At 63.9% G+C, this 19,517-nt stretch carries 20 protein-coding genes, 1 pseudogene and 1 riboswitch; of the genes and pseudogenes, 13 read left to right on the plus strand and 8 right to left on the minus strand.

What is annotated here, in order from left to right; genetic code table 11:
* Positions 1-109: 109 nt before the first annotated feature.
* Complete coding sequence (locus AC5STI_RS00170) at positions 110-787, plus strand: type 1 glutamine amidotransferase domain-containing protein (protein ID WP_495445152.1); 678 nt, start codon at positions 110-112, stop codon at positions 785-787.
* A gap of 60 nt (positions 788-847) precedes the next feature.
* On the opposite strand, the gene AC5STI_RS00175 is transcribed toward AC5STI_RS00170, so the two are convergent.
* Complete coding sequence (locus tag AC5STI_RS00175) at positions 848-1,279, minus strand: DUF1489 family protein (protein WP_475050484.1); 432 nt, start codon at positions 1,277-1,279, stop codon at positions 848-850.
* A gap of 196 nt (positions 1,280-1,475) precedes the next feature.
* On the opposite strand from AC5STI_RS00175, the gene AC5STI_RS00180 reads away from it, so the two are divergent.
* On the plus strand, positions 1,476-3,773 hold the full coding sequence (locus tag AC5STI_RS00180; RefSeq protein WP_495445153.1) for an adenosylcobalamin-dependent ribonucleoside-diphosphate reductase: 2,298 nt from the start codon (positions 1,476-1,478) through the stop codon (positions 3,771-3,773).
* A 589-nt stretch (positions 3,774-4,362) separates the two neighbouring features.
* On the opposite strand, the gene AC5STI_RS00185 is transcribed toward AC5STI_RS00180, so the two are convergent.
* Positions 4,363-4,554 (minus strand): hypothetical protein, encoded by a 192-nt coding sequence (locus tag AC5STI_RS00185; RefSeq protein WP_495445154.1) that lies wholly within the window; start codon positions 4,552-4,554, stop codon positions 4,363-4,365.
* A 44-nt stretch (positions 4,555-4,598) separates the two neighbouring features.
* Here AC5STI_RS00185 and AC5STI_RS00190 point away from each other — a divergent pair, with 44 nt between their 5' ends.
* The 7 genes from AC5STI_RS00190 (at position 4,599) to AC5STI_RS00220 (ending at position 9,640) form a co-directional block, all read left to right on the plus strand.
* A complete protein-coding gene (locus tag AC5STI_RS00190; protein WP_495445155.1) occupies positions 4,599-5,501 on the plus strand; it encodes an STAS domain-containing protein in 903 nt (300 codons plus the stop codon).
* A 1-nt stretch (position 5,502) separates the two neighbouring features.
* On the plus strand, positions 5,503-5,859 hold the full coding sequence (locus AC5STI_RS00195; RefSeq protein ID WP_495445156.1) for an STAS domain-containing protein: 357 nt from the start codon (positions 5,503-5,505) through the stop codon (positions 5,857-5,859).
* Positions 5,856-6,272, plus strand: coding sequence for an anti-sigma regulatory factor (locus AC5STI_RS00200; protein WP_475050495.1), 417 nt, complete (start codon positions 5,856-5,858; stop codon positions 6,270-6,272). Before AC5STI_RS00195 ends, AC5STI_RS00200 begins: the two co-directional genes overlap by 4 nt.
* Entirely contained in the window at positions 6,269-6,910 is a 642-nt protein-coding gene (locus AC5STI_RS00205) for a SpoIIE family protein phosphatase (protein WP_495445157.1), read from the plus strand. The genes AC5STI_RS00200 and AC5STI_RS00205 overlap by 4 nt, the downstream gene beginning before the upstream one ends.
* Positions 6,907-8,085 (plus strand): sensor histidine kinase, encoded by a 1,179-nt coding sequence (locus AC5STI_RS00210; protein WP_495445158.1) that lies wholly within the window; start codon positions 6,907-6,909, stop codon positions 8,083-8,085. Before AC5STI_RS00205 ends, AC5STI_RS00210 begins: the two co-directional genes overlap by 4 nt.
* The gene (locus tag AC5STI_RS00215) at positions 8,078-8,470 is read left to right on the plus strand and encodes a response regulator (RefSeq protein WP_475050500.1); all 393 of its coding nucleotides are present in this window, start codon (positions 8,078-8,080) and stop codon (positions 8,468-8,470) included. The genes AC5STI_RS00210 and AC5STI_RS00215 overlap by 8 nt, the downstream gene beginning before the upstream one ends.
* Before the next feature lie 540 nt (positions 8,471-9,010).
* Positions 9,011-9,640, plus strand: coding sequence for a chorismate--pyruvate lyase family protein (locus tag AC5STI_RS00220; RefSeq protein WP_495445159.1), 630 nt, complete (start codon positions 9,011-9,013; stop codon positions 9,638-9,640).
* Between the two features lie 56 nt (positions 9,641-9,696).
* Here the strand turns inward: AC5STI_RS00220 and AC5STI_RS00225 are convergent, their stop codons facing one another.
* The 5 genes from AC5STI_RS00225 to AC5STI_RS00245 are packed head-to-tail and all read right to left on the minus strand — an operon-like array spanning position 9,697 to position 13,885.
* On the minus strand, positions 9,697-10,254 hold the full coding sequence (locus tag AC5STI_RS00225; RefSeq protein WP_495445160.1) for a PqiC family protein: 558 nt from the start codon (positions 10,252-10,254) through the stop codon (positions 9,697-9,699).
* Between the two features lies 1 nt (position 10,255).
* Positions 10,256-12,340 carry an MlaD family protein gene (locus tag AC5STI_RS00230; protein WP_495445161.1) on the minus strand — a complete coding sequence of 695 codons (2,085 nt, stop codon included), beginning with the start codon at positions 12,338-12,340 and terminating at the stop codon, positions 10,256-10,258.
* A complete protein-coding gene (locus tag AC5STI_RS00235; RefSeq protein ID WP_495445162.1) occupies positions 12,337-12,972 on the minus strand; it encodes a paraquat-inducible protein A in 636 nt (211 codons plus the stop codon). The genes AC5STI_RS00230 and AC5STI_RS00235 overlap by 4 nt, the downstream gene beginning before the upstream one ends.
* Positions 12,939-13,556: a paraquat-inducible protein A gene (locus AC5STI_RS00240; RefSeq protein WP_475050508.1), complete on the minus strand. Its 618-nt coding sequence runs from the start codon at positions 13,554-13,556 to the stop codon at positions 12,939-12,941. The genes AC5STI_RS00235 and AC5STI_RS00240 overlap by 34 nt, the downstream gene beginning before the upstream one ends.
* Positions 13,557-13,585: 29 nt before the next feature.
* Entirely contained in the window at positions 13,586-13,885 is a 300-nt protein-coding gene (locus AC5STI_RS00245) for a hypothetical protein (RefSeq protein ID WP_495445163.1), read from the minus strand.
* Positions 13,886-14,167: 282 nt separating this feature from the next.
* Between AC5STI_RS00245 and AC5STI_RS00250 the strand changes: the two genes are divergently transcribed.
* The 4 genes and pseudogenes from AC5STI_RS00250 to AC5STI_RS00265 all read left to right on the plus strand — a co-directional run.
* A complete protein-coding gene (locus AC5STI_RS00250; RefSeq protein WP_495445164.1) occupies positions 14,168-15,211 on the plus strand; it encodes a succinylglutamate desuccinylase/aspartoacylase family protein in 1,044 nt (347 codons plus the stop codon).
* A gap of 136 nt (positions 15,212-15,347) precedes the next feature.
* Positions 15,348-15,541, plus strand: a riboswitch (cobalamin riboswitch).
* A 145-nt stretch (positions 15,542-15,686) separates the two neighbouring features.
* A complete protein-coding gene (locus AC5STI_RS00255; RefSeq protein WP_495445165.1) occupies positions 15,687-16,697 on the plus strand; it encodes an ABC transporter substrate-binding protein in 1,011 nt (336 codons plus the stop codon).
* On the plus strand, positions 16,694-17,743 hold the full coding sequence (locus AC5STI_RS00260) for a FecCD family ABC transporter permease (RefSeq protein ID WP_495445166.1): 1,050 nt from the start codon (positions 16,694-16,696) through the stop codon (positions 17,741-17,743). Before AC5STI_RS00255 ends, AC5STI_RS00260 begins: the two co-directional genes overlap by 4 nt.
* Positions 17,740-18,250, plus strand: a pseudogene (locus tag AC5STI_RS00265) (ABC transporter ATP-binding protein); the annotation flags it as partial. The gene AC5STI_RS00260 and the pseudogene AC5STI_RS00265, both read left to right, overlap by 4 nt.
* 327 nt (positions 18,251-18,577) lie before the next feature.
* On the opposite strand, the gene AC5STI_RS00270 reads toward AC5STI_RS00265, so the two are convergent.
* On the minus strand, positions 18,578-19,465 hold the full coding sequence (locus AC5STI_RS00270) for a LysR family transcriptional regulator (protein WP_495445167.1): 888 nt from the start codon (positions 19,463-19,465) through the stop codon (positions 18,578-18,580).
* Positions 19,466-19,517 lie beyond the last annotated feature (52 nt).

Raw genomic sequence — 19,517 nt, forward strand, 5'->3', positions numbered from 1 at the left:
CCTCAAGAAACCGTGAACATGGCGTGATGCCTTTCTCCGGCGCCCGGGTTTAAATCCGCGGCGCCGGTCTTAGCTGGGGTGGGGTAAACTCCAACTGAAAGGACAGGCTATGAAAATTCTGATGGTTTTGACGTCGCACGATCAGCTGGGGGACACCGGGGAAAAAACCGGGTTCTGGCTGGAAGAATTCGCCGCACCTTATTACGTGCTGCGCGATGCCGGCGCCGAGATCACCTTGGCCTCGCCCAAGGGCGGCCAGCCGCCGCTGGACCCGAAATCGGACTCTGAGGACGCCCAGACCGATGCCACCCGCCGGTTCAAGCAGGATGATGCCGCGCAGCAGGCGCTGGCCAATACAGTGAAACTGTCCAGTGTCGACGCGGATCAGTTCGACGCGGTCTTTTATCCCGGCGGCCACGGCCCGTTGTGGGATCTGGCCGAGAGTGCGGACAGCCGCAAGCTGCTGGAAAGCTTTGCCGCCGCGGACCGGCCGATCGGTGCCGTCTGCCACGCGCCGGGCGTGTTCCGCCACGTGAATGGCAGCGATGGCGAGCCGCTGGTCAAGGGCCGCCGCGTGACCGGTTTCACCAACGGCGAGGAAGAGGGCGTGGGCCTGACCGATGTTGTGCCCTTCCTGGTCGAGGATATGCTGAAGGACAACGGCGCCGACTACCGCAAGGGCGATGATTGGGCGTCTTACGTCGAGGTCGACGGCAAGCTGGTCACCGGCCAGAACCCGGCGTCCTCGGAAGCTGCCGCCAAAGAGCTGCTTGCCTTGCTGAAGTAAAATAGCAGTGCTGGAGGGGCAGGCGGGTTGCCGTCTGCCCAGGCCGCCGCGGCGGCTGGATCAGATCACGCCAATCTCGGCCAGCGCCTGCGACAGCTCCGGCGGCAGCGGTTCTTCCTGTGTCTTGCCTGCGGGCAGGTCGGCAGGCGATTCCTCGGGCTTGAGGTAACGCCAGCCCTGGAACGGGCGCTTTTGCGCCGTATGGGTGCGGTGCACCTCCGGATCCAGCACGATGGCGCATCGGCGGATGCCGTCCTCGCCCGTCACCTCATCCAGCCGCAGGATACGCTGGCGGCATTGGATCAGCCCCTTGATCACCCAGTAAATCGAGCCGCCATTGAGGATTTCGGCCTCGCGCTTGGGCCACATGCGGGTGACGTGGCGGGGCAGGCCGCCGGGCAGCTCCTTGCGGCGCATCGCTTGCCAGGCCATCAGGCTTTCGACGCTTTCGGTGCCCACCGAAAGCTTCACAAGATTCACGCGTTTATCCACAGGTTCCCCACAGAGTCGTCCATAGTTCTGACAGTATATAGTAGTTTACTGATCGCTGCCTTCAAGGTATTGTGTTCTTCCACGCTTTTGCTGCAAGTAAGCATTAACAATTCGCGGATTCGCTGCCGGGGTAATTTCCGGTGCCGGAGCCGCTTTTCCGACGCTAAGACGCCACTACGACTCAAAGGACCGACACATGAGCCGCTTTGCCGCCCCCATTGCCGAGCAGATCTGGGATATGAAGTACCGTTTCAAGCAGGCCGATGGCGCGCCGATCGACGTGACCGTCGAGGACACCTGGCGGCGGATCGCGCGGGATCTGGCGCGGGCGGAGAAAAAGCCGGAGGCGTGGGAAGAGAAGTTCTTTGGCGCGCTGGAGGATTTCAAATACCTGCCCGCGGGCCGGATCACCGCAGGCGCAGGCACCGCGCGCCAGGTGACCCTGTTCAACTGCTTTGTCATGGGCACCATCCCGGACAGCATGTCGGGCATCTTCGACATGCTGAAAGAGGCAGCGCTGACGATGCAGCAGGGCGGCGGCATCGGCTATGACTTCTCGACCATCCGGCCGCGCGGCGCCGATGTGAAGGGCGTGGCGGCGGATGCCTCCGGCCCCTTGTCGTTCATGGATGTGTGGGACGCGATGTGCCGCACCATCATGTCGGCCGGCTCGCGCCGCGGCGCGATGATGGCGACCATGCGCTGCGACCATCCGGACATCGAGCAGTTCATCACCGCCAAGTCCGACCCGGCGCGCCTGCGCATGTTCAACATGTCGGTGCTGGTCACCGATGCCTTCATGGAAGCGGTCAAGGCCGACGGCTCCTGGGAGCTGGTGTTCGATGGCAAGGTCTACCACACTGTCGAGGCCCGCGACCTGTGGAACAAGATCATGCAGGCGACCTATGATTATGCCGAGCCGGGCGTGATCTTCATCGACCGCATCAACAAGGCCAACAACCTCTCCTATATCGAGAACATCTGCGCCACCAACCCCTGCGGCGAGCAGCCTCTGCCGCCTTATGGCGCCTGCCTGCTGGGCTCGATCAACATGGCCCGCCTGGTGGCCAACCCGTTCGAGAAAGACGCGCATCTGGACCAGGAGGCGATGCAGGAGCTGGTCGCCACCGCCGTGCGGATGATGGACAACGTGGTTGACGTCTCCAAATTCCCGCTGGAGGCGCAGGCGGAAGAGGCCAAGAACAAGCGCCGGATCGGCCTGGGTGTCACCGGCCTGGCTGATGCGCTCCTGATGCTGGGTCTGGAATACGGCTCCGACGAGGCGGCGCGTCAGACCGACCGCTGGCTGCACGCGATCGCCCGCGCCGCGTATCTGGCGTCGGTCGAATTGGCCAAGGAAAAGGGCGCGTTCCCGCTGTTCGACGCCGAGGCGTACCTGAACTCCGGCAACATGCTGAACATGGACGATGACGTGCGCGACGCGATCCGCGAGCATGGCATCCGCAATGCGCTGCTGACCTCGATCGCGCCGACCGGCACAATCTCGCTTTATGCAGGCAACGTGTCTTCTGGCATCGAGCCGGTGTTTGCCTATGCCTACACCCGTAAGGTGCTGCAGAAAGACGGCTCCCGCACCGAGGAGGAAGTGGTCGACTATGCGGTGCAGATGTACCGCGAGAAATTCGGCGCGGATGCCAAGCTGCCGGACTATTTCGTTAACGCCCAGACGCTGAGCCCCGCGGCCCACGTCAAGATGCAGGCGGCGGCGCAGAAGTGGATCGACTCGTCGATTTCCAAGACCATCAACTGCCCGGAAGACATCTCCTTTGACGATTTCAAGGACGTCTACATGCAGGCCTGGGACCAGGGCTGCAAGGGCTGCACCACCTACCGTCCGAACGATGTGACCGGCTCGGTCCTGTCGGTCAGCGAGAGCGCTGACACTGCGCCGGGCGAGACCGCCAAGGCGCCGCATGAAAGCGACGTGGACGAGAACGGCGCGGAAGTGGTCTACATGTCCGAGCCGTTGGACCGCCCGCAGTCGCTGGAGGGCCACACCTACAAGCTGAAGTGGCCGGATTCCGAGCACGCGATCTACCTGACCATCAACGACATCATCATCAACGGCCACCGCCGCCCGTTCGAGGTGTTCATCAACTCCAAGAACATGGAGCACTATGCCTGGACCCTGGCGCTCACGCGCATGATCTCGGCCGTGTTCCGGCGCGGCGGCGATGTGTCCTTTGTGGTGGAAGAGCTGAAAGCGGTCTTCGATCCGCGCGGCGGTGCCTGGGTGCAGGGCAAGTATATCCCCTCTATCCTGGCGGCGATCGGTGGTGTGATCGAGACACACATGGTCAAGACCGGCTTCCTGGAAGGCGAGGGCATGGGGCTGAAGTCCGACCCGCAGGCGCAGGTGGTGAACCTGAACGCGCCGCGCGGCAAGGCCTGCCCGAGCTGCGGCCAGTTCGACATGCAAATGATTGAAGGCTGCATGACCTGCCGCAGCTGCGGCCACTCGAAGTGCGGGTGATTGGGTAAGTCGGTATTAGAGTTGTCTGTAATTGGCGTAAGATCGCTGCCAAAACGCCCTAATCGGCTGCCAATTGCAGGCCCCTAAATTTCCACCGGTCCAGAAATGGGCCGGTTTTTCTTTTGTTTCAACAAGTTGGGGGGGTACTGCTTCCACCGTATTCTTCGAAATGGATCGCGCACATCGGTAAGTTCGTCCAGTTGACTACGGCGTCATTGTTCTGAGGGCTGAAACTTGACTTTGGCCAGGTTCTTTCCCACGTGTCCTGAACGCAGCTGTACAGCCAGGAACCAGGCGGCGCGGCTCGCTGGAAAAGGGTCGCCTATGCCCAGGTTCAAACTCATCGGCGCGGAGTTCTGCAATTCTGATAGAGAACGGCGGGTAATAGTGCGCCGCCCCGCGCGGTTTCTGAAAGAGTGCCGCGCCCAGGAGCGCGGCACCGTGCCACCGGACGGGAAAGATCTTGATGCCCCGTTCGGCGTTGAAGCCGGCTGTCGGGCAATGCATGCGGCGGTTCCGCGAAAAGCGTGCTGGCGCGGATCGCTCGCCGTGCGGTTTAGGAAATCTGGCCAAACGGTGCCTTAACAAGTCAGATTGCCACGGCCGGGACGTAACCCGATGCGGCAAGGCTGCCGGGAGTTTCCAGGGTTTCGCCTGCATCAAGACAATTGCCGCCGACTGCGCCACTGGTCAATTCGGCTTGGCCGCCACCTGTTGCAACGCTCTGTTTTTGCGGCGATTTATTGGGCGTCCCTTGCGCAATTAGTGCTTCTTTAAGCATATCGCCAGACCCTCAGAGGGCAATTCCATCATTGCGAGGGTGCTATGAATGAGGTCATTTCTTCGACAATCCAACCCGATACGACGGCGCTGCCGGATGTGTGGGGCTGGTTTGATGTAAGCCAGGATGACCGGGCCCGGGTTGCTGGTCTCCTGCCTCTTGCCGAACAGAATATCGATGCTGTCTTGCATGAATTCTACAGCCGTGAGGGAGGCTATGACGACCCTGGAGGCAAAGCCTCTCCGCTCGGTATGCAAGACTTGCAAGACGTGCGGGACGAACAGCGGCGGCATCTGCTGGAGCTTTTTGAGGCTGGCCGCGATCAGAACCTCTTAAAGGATCGCAAGCGCGCCGGGCTGTTCAATGAGACCTATGGCATTTCACCCAGTTTTTATCTGGGACTGTTTACTTTCGCCATCAACCGGATCTGCGATCTGGTTTGGGAGGGCACTGACAGCGAAGCTGAAGCCCGGGAAATCGAGAGAGCATTGCGCAAAACAGCGGCCTGCCACCAGGCCATGACGGTCGAAGCTTTCTCGGCCGCCCGGAGCGACGCTATTGAACAACGTGAACGCCAGATGAGCGAACTGCCGACACCGGTGCTCCGGTTGCAGGCGGGGCTGTTGCTGGTGCCTGTCGTCGGCGTGCTCGACAGCCACCGTTCACGGCTTTTGACGATGCAGATTCTGGATGCAATCCGGGAGCAGAACGCCCGCGCCGTTGTGCTCGATATTACAGGGGTTGCTGCGGTCGACAGCATGGTCGCCAACCATCTGATACAGACGATGACGGCGACCCGCCTTATGGGGGCGCATTCGGTGCTGACCGGCATCAGTGCGGAGGTGGCGCAGTCGCTAGTCAAAATCGGTGTCACTGGCGAGGCGCTGAACCCGGCAGGAAATCTTGAGCGGGGTGTCGAAACCGCGCGCAAGCTTCTGGAGCGCTGACTTGGCCCGCCGTGTTCCCATCATAAGCCAAGGAGACCTGCTGATCGCAGCGGTTCAGGAGGAGCTGTCCGATAGCGATATCCAAGAGATGCAGAACCAGATCCTGCTCGCGGTAGGACGCTTGGCAGCCACCAAAGTCATCCTGGATGTGAGCCTTCTGGATGTGATCGACAGTTTCGGCACCAGAATGCTGAGCGATATCGCGGCCTCGGTCGCTCTGCGTGGCGCACGGATCGCGATCGTGGGCATCCGGCCTGAAATCGCAATGTCAATGGTGCTCTTGGGCCTGAAGCTGGAGAATGTCCCCACAGCCCTGAACCTGGATCACGGCATCTCTGTTTTGCGAGAGGGTTCATGAACGCGCCCGCAGCGGACCCTGCTGTATTGCTGCAGCCGGTGTCCTGTGACAGCGATGTCGTGGCGGCCCGCCAGCTGGCGCGCCGGCTGGCCGATGAGCTGGAATTCAGCAGGCCTGACCAGGCCTTGATCGCAACCGCCGTTTCGGAGCTGGCCCGGAATATCGTGAACTATGCGCGAGAAGGAGAAATCGAGCTGTGCATTGCCACTGCCGGCTCACAGACCGGAATTAAGGTGACAGCCAGGGACCGGGGGCCAGGGCTGGCCGACGTCGAGCTGGCCTTGCAGGATGGTTATTCCACCGGCAACAGCCTGGGCCTTGGGCTGCCAGGAACGCGGCGTATCGTCGATGAATTCGATATCTGTTCGGAGCCTGGCCGGGGCCTCGTCGTGACGGTGGTGAAATGGCGGTGAGCTCTGATGGCGGCAGTATCGCCTTTGAGGCTGGCGGTTCCCGGATCGACTGGGCCGCGGCGCAGGCGGCGAAGACGTCTGAATCTGTTTGCGGTGACGGCTATTTGCTGCGGCGCGCTGGCAATAGGCTGATGGTCGCTTTGGCAGACGGCGTTGGCAGCGGACCCGGTGCTCGGGAGGCTGCCAATGCTTGCCTGGAGGCGCTTGCGGCAGTCTCATTCGGTGCTATTGCGGAGCTGTTCGAGACCGCACATGACCGCCTTCGGGGCACCCGCGGCGCGGCGCTTGCCTTGGCCTTGATAGATCTTGAAAAGGCAGCCGTTGAGTGGGCCGCGCTCGGGGATGTGGAGGGGGTTATCTGCGGCCTCCTGCCGGGGGGCAATGACAGCGTCACTATCATGCAAAAGGGCGGAATTCTGGGGATGGACTCACCCAGGGTGCTCTCTCAAACCCAGCCGTTCCCGCCCGGCCATGCGTTGGTTCTTGCCTCGGACGGGGTTTCGCGGCGTTTCCGCCAAGCTCTGCCTAGTGCGCGCACCCCCCCTCAGGAGTGGGCAGCCGCCTGTCTCGGCACCTACGGAAAAGAGCGTGACGACCGCACGGTCCTGGCCGTTTCCCATCAGCGGAGGTGTCTATGACCGGTGTGGATTTAGCCCCGGCAAGTGAGGCCTTGGCGCTGGTGGCAAAACGGTATCAGGCAGCCCTGGCCGCATACATCGATAGCGGAGACACGGAGCACCTGGGAGAGGCCTATGAAACTGCGCGGCTTGCCTTGGAGGCGAAGGTGCCGTTGCCGGACTTTGCTCTGTTGCATTTTGCCGGCCTGCGCGAAGGCCTGATTTCGGCGGGCGGCACTGGCTGCTGCCTTGAGCGTGCGGAGGATTTTTTTCTCGAAGGCGTCACGGTCTATGACATGGCATTGCGCGGCTATGTCAGCGGTATGGCCAGTTTAAGAAAGGAAATCGCGGAGCGCCGCCGGGTCGAGCAGGAACTGCGGGACATCACGTTCGAGCTGGCCCGCCAGCGGGATGAACTGGACCGGGAGGTCCGGAAACGGACGACCGAGATCCGCCTGCGCGCGGAAGAGCTGGAATGCACAAACCGGCAGCTGGTTCAGGCCAACCAGGACCAGTCCAATTTCACCTATGCCTTGTCCCACGACCTCAAGACACCGATCAACACGCTCTATTGTTTTCTGGAGGTGTTGCTTAAGGACTTTCAGGCAGACTTGAAGCCTGAGGCGCGGGAGCTCATCAGTGATCTTATCGGCACGGCCCAGCGGATGCGGAACCTTGTTGATGATGTGCTGGATTACTCGAAAGTCGTCGGTCACCAGTTCGCACCGGAACCGGTTGATCTGCAGCAGATGGTTCAGCAGATCCTCAAGGATATGGACTCTTTGGTCACCAGCTCGCGCGCGAATGTCCGTGTGGGGGCTTTGCCTGCGGTTATGGGCAGCCCGTTCCAGGTCCGGGTTCTGCTGACCAACCTGCTGTCAAACGCGCTGAAATACGGATGCGAGGGGCCGGAGGCGCAAGTCAGTGTCGGCTGTGCGCCCGCCGGAACAGAGGGCAAGGTGCGCCTGTCGGTGGCTGACAGCGGGCCAGGGATACCTGAGGAGATGCAGGACAGGATCTTTGAGCTGTTCAAGCGCTTGCACCGCTATGACCAATACCCCGGCTCTGGCGTTGGGCTGGCGCTGTGCAAGCGGGTGGCAGAAACCCACGGCACGGTGCTCCGGGTCTCTTCGCAAGCTGGCAAAGGCGCGGCTTTCAGCGTCGATCTGAATTTGGAGGAGAAGCGGGATGGGTAGCCAGGACAAGGTCGTCTACGTCATTGATGATGACAGGATGGACCGCAAGTTCGCGGAACGCATTATCAGCAGGTCGCAGGTGTTCGAAAATTTCGAGCTGTTTGACGGGCCGCTGGCCGCGATGGAGTTCCTCCAGGATGGCGGACGGCCGCCTGAACTCATCTTTCTGGACATCAACATGCCGCCCATTGGCGGGTTCGAATTTCTTGAACAATACGCCGATCAAATTCAGGCACTGGACCCGGTGCCTGTTGTTGTGATTGTCAGCACAACGGTCAATCCGGTGGACCTGGACCGCGCCGCCAAGGTCCCGTTGATCAAGAAATTCCTGTGCAAACCCCTGTCGCCAGAGCATTTGTCCGAAGCGGCGTCGCTTTTGCACTGACCTGGCACAGGATCCGAAACCATCGCCGCCGGCGGTGGTTGCCCCGTTCTGCACCCGCCGGTCCGGAACAGGGGCCAAGGCCCCCGGTTGCGTGAGGCGCCCACGTTTGCGGATCACTGCCGTATCGCCGCGATTGGCTGCCTTGAGCCATTGTGTCCTGCCGCTTCAGCCCTGCGCACAGACGATGTCACGGGCGTGCGCAGCCTTGCTGTCTGGGGCGGCTCCTCGTGCGGGCGTCCTCAATTCGGCACCTTTGGGCCGTAGCCGGTTTGATGAAGCAAAACACATCTTCGGCTGGACTGCAGCAGCAGACGCGACAAAGCGCCGGACTGGGCTTGTCACGACGCCGCGGGCCGCTGCCGCCGACGTTTCCACCGATGGCTTCTTGCGGCGGCTGCGTTGCGCCGCAGCAGAAATTCTGCAGCCGTTCGGCCCCCCGCTGCTCTGGCGGGTCCTTGCGCGGCCCCGGGCCTAGCCGTTTGACCCCAGCGCCAGCACTGCTATTCCTTCCACCGGACCCGGCAGAGAGAGTGACACCACATGCGCACCGGCATTCAGCAGCAAAACGCGGGCTCGCCATCTGACGGGCCGGACCAGCCGAAGGCTCCGCTGTTGCGCAAGCGGTTTGACGATGGGCTGACGGCTGGCAGCCCGTTTGCGCAATGGGCGGCGGTCTGGAAGAAGATGCTGCTGGTGCAGGACGGCTCCGCCACGCTGATCTGCGAGACGCTGGCTGACGGTCCGGTGCAGCTGGACGTTCTGCATCAGCAGATCACCGCGGATGTGCCGGCAGAGGTCAGGGCGCACCTGCCCGGAAAATCCTTTATCGAGCGCCAGGTCTGCATGTCGCACCGGGGCGAAGTGATGATGGATAACCTGACCTATGTCGCGCTGGAGCAGCTGGATCCGGAGGTGCAGCGGCATCTGGAACAGGGGCTGTCGCCGATCGGATACATCTTTGACATCAAGCTGACCCGTAAAAAGCCGGTGTCCTGCCCGGAGGGGGTTCTGGACCGGCTGTGGCAGCGGTGCGGCGTGCCCGACCGGGAGGCGGCACGCACCTATGTGCTGGAGATCGAAAATACCTCCTGCATGCTGATCACCGAAACCTACCGTTCCGGCATGCTGCAGGGGCTGCCGCTGACCGGCCCGGCCGCGCAGACCGCCTGAGAGGACTGCCGGCGCGCCGCCAGTGTGCAAAGCGCGCCTCACCCCGGCGCAAGCATTCACATGGCCTGCGACACCTGCCGGGCAAGCTCTGCCAGCGAACGGGAGAGGGCGTCGGCGGTGGCAGAAGGCCCGGTGCCGCTGACTGGTGTCTGGATATCAAAACGCCTGACGAATTCCCGCACTGTGCCTTCGGGCGAGGAGACCGCGAACTGTCCGGTCAGCTCAAAGATCCCGTCGGCGCGGGCATAGGCCTGATCCACCCGCACATCCAGCCGGGCGTCCGGGCCGGTGTTCAGCGGCCAGGGTTCGATCGCGGCGGAGGCGCCGGTGCGCTCGTTCAGCCCGCGCGCCAGGGCGGCGGTCATGCCGCGGGCCGGATCATCGGCCCATTGCGCGCCGCCAAGCGCAAACAGCGCGCCGCCTTCGCCTTCGGCCACGATCTCGGAGGCGGCGGCATAGGAGGGCAGGGAAACCAGCCGTACCTCGATGGTGCGGGAGCGCAGGTTGGCGACCTTTTCACCCGGTGCTGCGGAAATCAGATAGCGGGCATCATTGGACGGGGCACAGGCCGCCAGCAGGGCAATGGGAAGCGTCAAAGACAGGGGTTTTATCATCTTATTTTCCAAACAGCAGGGAATTCGGATCGCGTTCAATCTTGCGCGCCAATTGCGAGACGGCGCGGGCGGCGGTCTTGACCTCGCGCAGGGCGTCCAGTGTTTCTGAGTTGAAGCTGGAGCGCGCGCCATAGGAGGCGATCAGCGCCTCGGACTGGGCGACCAGCCGTTCCAGCCGGGCGGAAAGGGCCGGCAGGCCCTCGGCAGCGGCGGCCATGGCATCGGCGGCGCCGCGTGCAGAGGCCATAGTGGCATTGGCATTGTCCACCAGCCCGCCTTGGCGCAGGGCCTCCAGCGTGCGGCGCATTTCATCCAGCGCCCCGGTCAGGGCAGGGGGCAGATCCCGGGCCTCCTCGGTGCCGATGAAGGCGTCGGCGCTCTTCATCAGCTGGCTGGCGGAGCGGATCAGCTCTTCGGCTTCCAGCGCGTTGGCCTTGGCCGCCAGGTCGCGGACGTCGCTGACCAGGGCGGGCAGCTCCTCTGATGCGGCGGCGAGGCTGGCGGCGGCCTGGCTGCCCTGTTCCAGTGCGGCGCTCAGGTTGGCAACTGCCTTGCTTTGCTGCAGATCCGCCAGAATGCCGCGCAGGTCCGCGACAGTAGCGTTCAGCTCAGCCGGCAGGGCGCGGGTGCCGGGGTCGGCAACCAGCGCGCGGGTGTCCTCCAGCAGCGCCACCGCAGCGGCGGGCACCTCACGGGTGCTGTCGGCAGAGGCCAGGTCTTCGATGCTGGCAAGGGTGGCAATGGCCTGCGCCATCAGCTCTTCCACCGGCAATTCGCTTATGCGCTCCATCGCGCCTTCGGCGGTCGCGGTGAAATCGGGCAGGTCGGAGGGCGCGCTGGGCAATTCAGGAAACGGCTCCGCGCCGCGGTCAAGCTGCGCCGGGGCGGCCTCATCCAATGTGACCAGTTCAACGATCAGCTCTGAACTGAGCAGCCCGGCAGAGGCCAGCCGCGCCCGCAGACCGCCATCGACGGCCTGTTCGAGGAAATCCAGCACCTCAGACTCTCCGGCACCGGGCGGCAGCCCCATCAGCGCAGGCTCCAGCAGCAGCTTGGCAATCAGCCGCACCTCTGCTTCGTCGCTATCACTCTGAATGGCAGCGTTCAGGGTGCTGACCTCGCCGACCTTCACGCCGCCGAGTTTGACCGCGGCGCCGCTGGCGAGGCCGGCAACCGACTCGTCAAAGGCGACCGCTACCGCCACACCACCCGACCGCGACCGGGCAAACGCGGTGCGGCGGGCCGAGGCCTCGTCTTCGTGAATGTCGAAAACCGTGCCTTTGCCCACTGGTTTGCCGCCGTCGAACACGGTGTCGAACTCGATACCGCCGGCCACCAGCGAGGCGATGCTGTCGACATCAAGCGACAGCCCGCTGGCCCCGAAGGAGACAGAAAAGCCGGAGGTGTCCCAGAACCGTGTGGCGGAGTTGATGCGCCGGTCATGCGGGGCGTCGATGAAGGCGTCGACAACGATGCTGTCGCCGCTGACGGTCAGGCGGGGCTGCTCCAGCCGTCCGACCTCGACGCCGCGGAACAGCACCGGCGCGCCTTCGGAGATCATGCTGCCGTCGGTCGTGCGCAGGGTGATCCTTCGCCCGTCCCGTCCTGGCTGCACCAGCGGCGGCCCGTCTTCGCCCTCAAAACTGGTGGCGGCCACGCCCGGCTCCTGGTCCCAGGTGCCTTCGATGTAGACACCGGACAGCACAGTGCTGAGCCCGGAAATGCCGCGGGTGCTGACCTCCGGACGGACCACCCAGAAGGCGGCATCCTGATCCAGGTAAGGGGCAATCTCCTTGTCGATGCGGGCCCAGACAGAGACCTTGCTCAGATCGCCGGCAAAGCCCACGTCCTCCACCCGGCCGATCACCACGTCACGGTAGCGCACCGTGGTTTCGTTGGCGACGACCCCGGAGGCGTTGTCAAAGGCGATCCGGATCAGCACGCCACGGTCGGAATAGGCCTTCCAGGCGACACCCAGCGACACCGCCAGCGCCGCCAGCGGCACCAGCCAGACCAGCGACAGGTTGCGCCACGGCGACGGGCGCTGTGCGGAGACTTTCATTTCGGCGGGTTCAGGCGTGCTCATTCATATTCTCGCTTTTCCGCGTTCCAGATCAGCCGCGGATCAAAACTCTGGGCCGCCAGCATGGTGAAGGCAACCGACAATGCAAAACTGACCGCTGCAATCCCCGGGGTGACGGCAGCGGCGAAATCCAGCTGAACCAGGGCGGTCAGGATCGCCACGACAAAAACATCAATCATCGACCAGCGGCCGATAAATTCGACAACCTCATAAAGCACCAGCCGGCCGTGGCTGCCAAGGGTTGCGGGCCTGCGGACCGAGACCGCCAGGTAGCCGATGGCCAGAAACTTGGCGACCGGGATCACTATGCTGGCAAAGAACACGATGAAGGCGACCCCGTAGGAGCCATGGCTGAACAACTCCGCGATGCCGCCGATCAGAGTATTCTCCGAAGCGCGGCCAAAGGTGGTGGTGCGCAGCATCGGGTAGACATTGGCGGGGACATAGGCAATCAGCCCCGCCGCCAGCCAGGCCCAGACCCGCTGCAGGCTGGCTGCGGAGGGCGGTGTCAGCTCGCTGCGGCAGCTGTAGCAGATCTGCGCGCCGCCCGGATTGACGGCCCCGCAGGTGCGGCAGCCGGTCAGCCCGGCCTCGGCTGCGGTCAGGAACCGCGGCGGGTCTTCAGGGTTTTCCATACGGTCAGTCTGCAAATTGTACTGTCAGTCAGGATGGTCACCACCAGAAGCGCTGCAAAGGCCCAGAAGGCGGGGCCCAGCCCGACCCGGGCGAGTCCGGACACTTTGACCAGGGCGACCGCTACGCCGATAATGAAGATCTCGGCCATTGCCCAGGGCTTCAGCCATTCCGCCCAGCGGTAGACCGCGGCGGCATGCGGGGCAGGGTGCCAGCCCAGCGCCATCGGCGCCAGGGTGTAGACCAGGGCGCCATAGCGGGCGGCAGGCAGCAGCACGATCAGCAGGCCGGTGGCCAGCGACAAGGGCGCCATCGGCCCGCGGGAAAAGGCCAGCACCGCATCCAGCACCGACGCCCGGTGCGACAGCCCCTGAGCCTGCAACTCCAGAAACGGGAAACCGGCCGCGGCGGCCAGCAGGATCAGCGCGGTCAGCGACAGCATCGCGATACGGGTCATCGCCCCGGACTTGGGTGCCGCCAGCACGGTGCCGCAACGGGCGCATCTGGCGACCGCATGCTTGGCCACCTCCTGATCGCGGTGCAGCACGTCGCAGGCAGGGCAGGCAATCAGCTGTTCTGGGTCCATCTCATCATTGTCCGGTCGCGCAGCCAGGCTCAGCACGAAGTTCCGCCTGCCGCGGCCTGAGCTGCAAGCGTCTCGTTGCTGACCCGCCTGTAATTGGCGAAGGCGTTGGCGCTCATAACCACAAAGAAACTGTCCATATCAATCAGAACATAGCCTTTTTCCAGCAGCGCGCGCGAGAGTGCGGTGACATCGTCTTCATACAGCCGGCGCCGTCCGCAGATCTCCTGCAACAGTTTGCGCGGGATCCTGTAGCGCCCGGAGGTCTTGCCGCCGAATTCCTGGGAATAAAACCCTGCCAGGGCATTTGCGGCAGTGTCAAAGACGGGCATTCAATTTTTCCGGAAGATTTTTGCCTATAGACAAGAAAATATCACGTATGTACTGGGGCGGCAACCGCAGGTCTCCGGCAGCGAGGAGCAGCAGCCTGCGCACGTGGCATTCGGCCGAGGGGACAGGATTGCAGGCGGCTTACCTGCGTCCACTCTCGCCACGGGCAGTTGCGCAAGAGACAGGAAAGGATTTCAGATGGGACTTGCCAGGCAGGCGGGCAGTGTCAAACCTTTCACCCGCAAAGGTCTCAGGACCGGGGCCAATCAAATCAAGGGGGCAGTATGAAGGCAAGGCAGCATTTCACCATCGGCCACGCCAAGGTGGCGCCGGGCTCACGGCTGACGGTTGACCTGCCGGTCAGCGTTCTGTCCGACCACACGCCGGTCACGATGTCGGCGCATGTTGTGCATGGCCGCCAGGACGGGCCAACGGTGTTTGTCAGCGGCGGCGTGCACGGGGACGAGGTGATCGGCGTGGAGATCATCCGGCGGCTGCTGCGGGCGCCGAACCTGACGACGCTCAAGGGCACGCTGATTGCGGTGCCGATCGTCAACGCCTTCGGCTTCATAAACCACTCCCGCTATCTGCCCGACAGGCGCGACCTCAACCGGGTGTTTCCCGGCAGCGAGCATGGCTCGCTGGCTTCGCGTCTGGCGCATCTTTTCATGACAGAAGTGGTGGCCCGTTCGGACCTCGGTATCGACCTGCATTCGGCAGCAATCCACCGGACCAACTATCCGCAAATCCGCATCTCGCCCGATAACTCCAGCACCCGCGAGCTTGCCGGCGTCTTTGGCGCCCCGATCGTGATGCAGTCGCCGCTGCGCGACGGCTCGCTGCGCGGCGCGGCCAAGGAGACGGGCAAGGATGTGCTGCTCTATGAGGCGGGCGAGGGCCTGCGCTTTGACGAGCTGTCGATCCGTGCCGGGCTGGCGGGTATCCTGCGGGTGCTGCGGCACATGGGTATGGTCCCGGCCAAGGGCATTTCCAAGCCCAAGTCGCAGCCGCAGTTCTGCGTCTCCAGCAAATGGCTGCGGGCGCCGATGGGCGGGCTTCTGCGGGTGTACAAGGACGATGGCGAACTGGTCCGGGAAGGGGAGCTGATGGGCTCGGTGTCCGACCCGTTCGGTGAGCACGACGAGGACATCCTGGCACCTTTCGACGGGCTGATCGTCGGGCGTGCGGTAATGCCCATCGTGAACGAGGGCGATGCCGTGTTCCACCTCGGCAGGGTCCGCTCCGTCGAAAAGGCGGAGGATTCGGTGGAGGACCTGAGCGCCCAGCTGGAGGACGACCCGATGTTCGACGAGGATGAAATTCTTTGAACGGCAACATGGGGTCCAGCACTTGCCAATGGGTCCGGCTGCTCAACACGCGGTTGCCGCAGCTTCCGGCGGGCGCGCCTTTTGCAGGGGATTTCCGCAGCGGCAGCAACTTTTTCTTGCCGCAACCAAAGTGATGCGCTACGCGCGCTTTACCGGTCCCGCAAGGGCTAAGAGGGAATCCGCGGTGCCTGCCGGGCACCAACCGGAACTGCCCCCGCAACTGTAGGCGGCGAGTGCTGAGCCATCGCGTCACTGGATCCCAGCGGTCCGGGAAGACGGCCCAGACGATGACCCGCCAGTCAGGAGACCTGCCGGTATGAAACCGAAGCACACCGGACGGGGTTGTCCGGGGAGGTTGCCGGCAGACCGCGCTGCTGCTTTCAGGCGGCGCAGAGGAAGAGCTCAGGCTCTCCGCCCTGCCGGTCAATGCCCTTTCACCCGTTCTCCGGTCATTGACACATGGAGATCGAAAATCATGTTTCTGCGTTCCGGCCTGATCGGCCTTTCCTTCACCGTCGCGGCCCAGGCCGCGGCCGCCAGCGAGAGCTTTCCGCTGACCATCGAGAACTGCGGCCAGACCGTCACCTTCGAAGCACCCGCGGCGTCTTCCGTCACGGTTGGCCAGGCGGCCACGGAAGTGCTCTATGCGCTTGGGCTGGGGGATAAGGTGCTGGGCACTTCGGTCTGGTTCAACGATGTTCTGCCTGAATACGCGGACGTGAACGCCAAGGTCGAACGGCTGGCCGACAACGACCCAAGCTTTGAAAGTGTGGTGGCTAAACGCCCGGGCCTGGTTGCAGCGCAGTACGAGTGGCACATCGGCCCCGAGGGCGTGGTCGCCAAGCGCGAGCAGTTCCATGACCTGGGCATCCCGACCTATGTGATGCCCGCCGATTGCGCCGGCAAGGACAACACCACCGGCGGCGACGGCACCCGCACACAGATGTTCACCACCGAAAGCCTGTACCAAGGTATCGAGGAACTGGCGGCGATCTTCGGCGAGGCCGAAAAGGGCGCTGAGCTGGTCGCGGACTACAAGACGCGCGAGGCTGCGGCCGTTGCCAAGGCTCAAGAGGTTGCGCTGGAGGACGCCTCCGCCGTGTTCTGGTTCTCCTCGCCTGAGCTGGAGAGCGATCCGTTTGTGGCCGGCCAGAAAGGCGCGCCGGGCTACATGATGCAGCAGTTGGGCCTGCGCAATGTCATCGAGACGGACGAGGAATGGCCGACCGTCGGCTGGGAAACCATCGCCAAGGCCAACCCGACGGTGATCGTGATCGCCCGCATGGACCGCCGCCGCTTTGCTGCCGACGATTATGAGAAAAAACTGGAATTCCTGCGCACCGACCCGGTTGCCAGCCAGATGGACGCGGTCAAGAACAACCGCATCGTGGTGATGGACGCCCAGGCGATGGATGCCACCATCCGCGCCATCCCGGCGCTGGAAGACCTGGCCGCTGAGCTCAGCGCGATCGGCAACGGCGGATGAGCGCAGCCGCCGCACTTGCATGGCAGGGCGTCCGGGGCGCTTGCCTGGCTCTGCCGGTGCTGGCTGCGGCGGTTCTGGCAGGCGCAATGATCGGGGAAACCCAGCTTGCGCCTGACCTTGTCCTGTCCGTTCTGGTCAACAAGCTGGCCGGGGCAGGCTTGCCGGTCGACCCGGTGGACCAGGGCATTATCTGGAGCTACCGGCTGCCGCGGGCGCTGGTGGCCGGGGCGTGCGGCGCGGCGCTGGCGGTGACCGGTGTGGTGCTGCAGGCGCTGCTGCGCAATGCGCTGGCCGACCCTTACATCCTTGGCATTTCGGCCGGCGCCTCGACCGGGGCAGTTGCCGTGACCATTGCAGGCCTCGGCGGCGGCGCGCTGTCGCTGTCCTTTGGCGCCTTCAACGGGGCGCTGCTGGCGTTTGGCTTTGTCGCCGTTCTGGCACGGGCCGCCGGGGCGGGCAGCAGCCGGGCGGCAGCGGCGCAGATCGTGCTGGCGGGGATTGCCGGCTCGCAGCTGTTCAACGCGCTGACCGCCTTCATCATCGCCAAATCGGCCAATGCGGACCAGGCCCGCGGCATCATGTTCTGGCTGATGGGCAACCTCAGCGGCGTGCGCTGGCCGGACGTGTGGCTGGCGGTGCCGCTGGCGCTGGCGGGCTGGATGGTCTGCCGGTTCCACGCCCGCGCGCTGGATGCGTTCACCTTTGGCACCGATTCCGCCGCGGCGCTGGGCATCCCGGTGCGGCGGGTGCAGGTGGTGCTGATCTTTGCCACTGCGCTGATGACCGCGGTGATGGTGTCGATCGTCGGCTCCATCGGCTTTGTAGGACTGGTGATCCCCCATGCGGCGCGGTTCCTGGTTGGCCCCGGCCACCGCCGTCTGATGCCTGCCGCTGCGCTGACCGGGGCGGTGTTTCTGATTGGTGCCGACATCGTGTCGCGCGTCATCATTCCCGGCCAGGTGCTGCCCATCGGGGTTGTCACCGCGCTGATCGGGGCACCGGCTTTTGCAATCATCCTGGTGCGCGGGCAGAGGACGGCGCGATGAGGATCGAAGCCCGCAGCCTGTCCTTCTCCGTGCGCGGCAAGGCGCTGCTGTCGGACGTGTCTCTGGCGGTGCAGCCGGGTGAGACACTGGCGCTGGTCGGTCCGAACGGCTCCGGCAAATCGACTCTGATGCGGCTGCTGGCGGGACTGGCCCGGCCCTCGCAAGGCGAAGTGCTGCTGGCGGAGCAGCCGCTGGCCCGGCTGTCGCGCCGGGAAATTGCCCAGCGGATCGCCATAGTCGAGCAGCAGGCCGACACCGCCGAACGTATCACGGCGCGTTCAGTGGTGGAGCTGGGCCGCACCCCCTGGCTGTCGGCGCTGCGGCCCTGGAGCGGGGAAGACACCCGGCAAGTGGACAAGGCGTTGAAGACGGTGGAAATGGAGGGGTTCGCCAAGCGGGAATGGGCGACGCTCTCCGGCGGTGAGCGGCAGCGGCTGCATATCGCGCGGGCGCTGGCCCAGCAGCCGGGGCTGCTGCTGCTGGATGAGCCGACCAACCATCTGGACATCCACCACCAGCTGTCGATCCTGCACTGCATTCGCAATCTGCAGGTGACCGCCGTAGTGGCGCTGCATGATCTGAACCAGGCGCTTACCTGCGACCGGGTTGCGGTGCTGTCGGGCGGGCGCTTGGTGGCATCGGGAACACCGCAGCAGGCGCTGACACCGGAAACGGTATCTGACGTTTTCGGCATCACGGCCCGGCAGGTCCGGGATGCGGAGGGCAGTGCGCCGCACCTGTCCTTTCACCTGGCCTGAGCAGGGCGGCGAAACGCTCCCGCCGTTGCCGGTCTTCCTGACGGAAAGCCGCAGCGCCGGCGTCGCGCCGTTTCCGTTACCCCGGCAGATCCGCGGACAGGTCACAAGACTGGATAAAGGCGCTGCATTCCGCAGTCAGCCCCGCAAAGCGGGAGCGTTCGCGCTGATAGAGGTAGACCTCCCGTTTGTCGGGCAGGTCGGCAATGGGGCGGAACGCTGTTGTTTCCGGCATGAAACGCGCAACCGTTTGCGGCAGCACCGTCACCCATTTGCCCGTCCGGACCATGGTGATCAGCGAGTGGGTGTTGTGGATCGTCACATCGGCCGTGCTGATGGCCTCGGCAAAGCGTTCGTTGCGGATCAGATCGCACAGGGCATTGCGCACAAAGCCAGGGCCGGTGATATCAGCGATGGCGGGACGGGCGTCCTGCAGAATCAGCGGGTGGCTGGTGGAACAGACGAGGCCGAAACGGTCCTCGAACAGAGGCACCGCCCTGACCCCGTTCAGCGGATGATAGCCGGACGCGATGCCGATGTCCGCCTTGCCTTCGGCCAATGCGTCCAGAACCTGCTGGGTGTCGGTATCGCGCAGCTCGATTTTCAAGCCCGGGTGGCGGGCGGTCATATGCTCCAGCACTGACGGAAAGACCAGCGCCGCCACGGAGGGCACCGAGACGATGCGGATCAGCCCGTGAATGGCCTCAGCCGCCATCTCAATGGCCTGTACCGTCTGGTCGAACCGGCGCACCTGTTTCTGGGCCAGCTCAAAGACTTGCTCCCCCAGCGGTGACAGCTGGTTCTTGCGCTCCCCTTCGAACAGCTTCTTGCCCAGATGGTCTTCCATCTGCTTGAGCGTCATTGAAATGGCAGACTGGGTGCGGCCCATCCGGGTTGCCGCTTCTGACAGGTTTCCGGTCTGCGCCACTGTGCAGAAGGCACGCAGCATTTCTATCTTCAGGACCATGGCTTCAGAATTTATGAAGTTACGTTCAGTTTATTGAGTTTGACTGATGCTG

The organism is Leisingera sp. CC-HEC096 (assembly GCF_059429235.1).

Excerpts from the sequence above, each read along its gene's own strand:
- AC5STI_RS00170 (WP_495445152.1), top strand. The coding sequence starts at position 110 with ATGAAAATTCTGATGGTTTTGACGTCGCACGATCAGCTGGGGGACACC.
- AC5STI_RS00180 (WP_495445153.1), top strand. The coding sequence starts at position 1,476 with ATGAGCCGCTTTGCCGCCCCCATTGCCGAGCAGATCTGGGATATGAAG.
- AC5STI_RS00185 (WP_495445154.1), bottom strand. The coding sequence starts at position 4,554 with ATGCTTAAAGAAGCACTAATTGCGCAAGGGACGCCCAATAAATCGCCG.
- AC5STI_RS00190 (WP_495445155.1), top strand. The coding sequence starts at position 4,599 with ATGAATGAGGTCATTTCTTCGACAATCCAACCCGATACGACGGCGCTG.
- AC5STI_RS00200 (WP_475050495.1), top strand. The coding sequence starts at position 5,856 with ATGAACGCGCCCGCAGCGGACCCTGCTGTATTGCTGCAGCCGGTGTCC.
- AC5STI_RS00210 (WP_495445158.1), top strand. The coding sequence starts at position 6,907 with ATGACCGGTGTGGATTTAGCCCCGGCAAGTGAGGCCTTGGCGCTGGTG.
- AC5STI_RS00215 (WP_475050500.1), top strand. The coding sequence starts at position 8,078 with ATGGGTAGCCAGGACAAGGTCGTCTACGTCATTGATGATGACAGGATG.
- AC5STI_RS00220 (WP_495445159.1), top strand. The coding sequence starts at position 9,011 with ATGCGCACCGGCATTCAGCAGCAAAACGCGGGCTCGCCATCTGACGGG.
- AC5STI_RS00225 (WP_495445160.1), bottom strand. The coding sequence starts at position 10,254 with ATGATAAAACCCCTGTCTTTGACGCTTCCCATTGCCCTGCTGGCGGCC.
- AC5STI_RS00230 (WP_495445161.1), bottom strand. The coding sequence starts at position 12,340 with ATGAGCACGCCTGAACCCGCCGAAATGAAAGTCTCCGCACAGCGCCCG.
- AC5STI_RS00235 (WP_495445162.1), bottom strand. The coding sequence starts at position 12,972 with ATGGAAAACCCTGAAGACCCGCCGCGGTTCCTGACCGCAGCCGAGGCC.
- AC5STI_RS00240 (WP_475050508.1), bottom strand. The coding sequence starts at position 13,556 with ATGGACCCAGAACAGCTGATTGCCTGCCCTGCCTGCGACGTGCTGCAC.
- AC5STI_RS00245 (WP_495445163.1), bottom strand. The coding sequence starts at position 13,885 with ATGCCCGTCTTTGACACTGCCGCAAATGCCCTGGCAGGGTTTTATTCC.
- AC5STI_RS00250 (WP_495445164.1), top strand. The coding sequence starts at position 14,168 with ATGAAGGCAAGGCAGCATTTCACCATCGGCCACGCCAAGGTGGCGCCG.
- AC5STI_RS00255 (WP_495445165.1), top strand. The coding sequence starts at position 15,687 with ATGTTTCTGCGTTCCGGCCTGATCGGCCTTTCCTTCACCGTCGCGGCC.
- AC5STI_RS00260 (WP_495445166.1), top strand. The coding sequence starts at position 16,694 with ATGAGCGCAGCCGCCGCACTTGCATGGCAGGGCGTCCGGGGCGCTTGC.
- AC5STI_RS00270 (WP_495445167.1), bottom strand. The coding sequence starts at position 19,465 with ATGGTCCTGAAGATAGAAATGCTGCGTGCCTTCTGCACAGTGGCGCAG.